Source organism: Proteus hauseri (genome assembly GCF_040139125.1).
In the GTDB taxonomy this organism is placed as follows: domain Bacteria; phylum Pseudomonadota; class Gammaproteobacteria; order Enterobacterales; family Enterobacteriaceae; genus Proteus; species Proteus hauseri_B.
Genome location: NZ_JBEEUB010000026.1, coordinates 1 through 2,411, shown reverse-complemented (window position 1 = coordinate 2,411; position 2,411 = coordinate 1). Strand labels below are relative to the sequence as shown.

Annotated in this window: 1 protein-coding gene; it reads right to left on the bottom strand. The window is 30.6% G+C overall.

Features of this window, described 5'->3' with window-relative positions; genetic code table 11:
- The coding region (locus tag ABN099_RS18950; protein ID WP_349465931.1) for a filamentous hemagglutinin N-terminal domain-containing protein at nucleotides 1-2,411 on the bottom strand (2,411 nt) is incomplete at both ends.

The window sequence follows — 2,411 nt, the reverse complement described above, 5'->3', positions numbered from 1 at the left end:
GTTAAATCAATATCACGAGCAGCATTTAATATAATATTATTGTTGGCGAATAATTTAGATTGTAACTTTGGGTAATGAATATCACTAAAGAAAGGATCCGCTTCTTTTATTGACTTTGAAGCGAGAAAAATATCCTGCCCTGCATTAAAGGTTATGGCTTTATCACTAGAATATTTTATGCCTTGGCTAACGATATCCTTTCCCGCAGTGAGTGTAATATTTCCGAATTCCCAACTGCCAAATTTCAATAATAATTCAGAAATAGATGTATTAGATGCCTTATTCGGTAATAAACCAAATAATAAAGACTCATTACGTTGAATTTTAATATTTTCTAATGCAGTTAAATTTATTTTATTTACTCTATTAACCAAAGCGTTATCAAAAAGAATACTTCCCCCAGAATAAAAAGTAACTTTATCAGAAACATCAATAATAGATGGTGCAAAATTACTTAGGGAATAAGAGTAAGCTGGATCTAACGAATAATTAACATTACCACTCTTACTAAGGACAGAAAGATCTTTCGTTATTACCACCCCTTGTTCAAAACTTATATTATCATTTGCTGTTAAACTTATTGCTTCCTCAGTTAATAAAGAAGCATTTTTAATATTGATATTTTTATTAGCAAGAATAGATAAATTATTATCAGCCTTTAAATTCAATGAAATATTAATATCAGCAGAATTTAATAAAATATTATTAGCTAACACGGTGTTATCTGATGTTAAAATGTTTTTTATTTCTTTGATGTTTTTTTCTGAAAATGGAAATTTCCTATCTAAATTTATACTATTTTTAAAGTCTAGAACTAAATTACCTCCCGCCTTCAACATATATTCAGGACTATCATTTATTACAAACTCATAATAACTACCTGCTTTCTCATGAAGAACAAAACAATCCTCTTTAAATAATTTAGATTTATCAATATTATGTTTTGATTCATCATAATCATAATTATAATATTCAAAATAATCATCAATTTCTTCTTCTAGAAAATATAAATCCCACTTATTATAGTCACCCAAAAGATAATAAGACGATTTAATATTATCTCCTGTTGCAATTAAATTATCAGTTACAATGATCTTAGACTGTTCATTAATTAACTCATTAGATTGCAAGTATAAATTCTTACCTGATAAAATAACGCTAGGAATATATTCTTTATCTATTTCAAATGACGTTCGTTCTACGTTAACACCGCCATTTTTTCTTAAATCTAAAATATCAAACCATTTGTTACCAACAAAATCTTTTAATGCAGCAAAGAAAGTAACTAAAAGAAAATTATCTTTGGAACCATTATGAGCGGGTGTAAAAAGATAATTACCGATACTTACCGCATGATTAGAATCAGGCTCTTGTTTTATCTCTTTAAAAAAAGGTGTAATAGATTCATTAACCAACTTCTTTGTTCGAATAATCAAATCGCCCTGTTCTGTTTTTATAGTAGCTGATTGATTTTCAATTAAAGTACTTGGATCACCCTGTGCATTTTTTTGTATCCATAAATTATCTTTGGCTTGGATAAGCGCTTCTCCGCCTTTATTACTGAGTTTATCAGTAAATAAACGCATATCTTTTTCTGCGATTATCTCCCCATTATTAGTCAATATGTTTGTAGCGAGGGTGATATCCTTTTCACTCTTCAGTTTTGCATCTGGGTTAATCTGCAACGCTTTAGTGCTAACATTAATATCGCTTTTAGCGTTAATATTGCCATTAAAAGTGATTTTTCCATCAACGGTTAAATTCAAGCTATTTTGTTTTGTTTGAATATCACTTAAATTTACACCTACACCACTTTCTGTACTGACTAGTCTAATTTGATTGGCATACATACCACCCAGTGCTTTTGTATCAATAGACAGTGTGGGTTTATTTCCTTCGCCACTAATGTTATTTACCGTACCTTTTTCAAAATCAATACGGTTATTACCTTGCATTAAAGAGAGGTTTTTTGCTTTAATCTTTCCATTTAATTCAATACTGCGACTAAGAATATCGGCATAGCTTTGTGACTCTGCATCCATTCCCTGCTCACCAATAACAATATTGCCTTTTTTAACCTCTATTGCAGATAACAACCCCTGAGAATTAAAACTAGGTTTACCTGTTGTCAGCGTAATTTCCGGTGTATTAATAAAATTACAGCCATCACAAGTAATACCATTTTGATTGGCGATTAAAACACTGGCTTGTTTACCCGCTATTTCTAATTTGCCCAATAGTTGAGAATGCCCATTACCCACTACTTCATTAATAACTAAATTGGCGGCATTACCGTCTAAATTGGGATTAGCATTAACCAGCCCTGCTAATTGAGAACTAACAGGGCTTATTGCGTTATTAATAACAACGCCTGGTTTACCAATATTAAAAGCGTGAAATTGATTATGAGA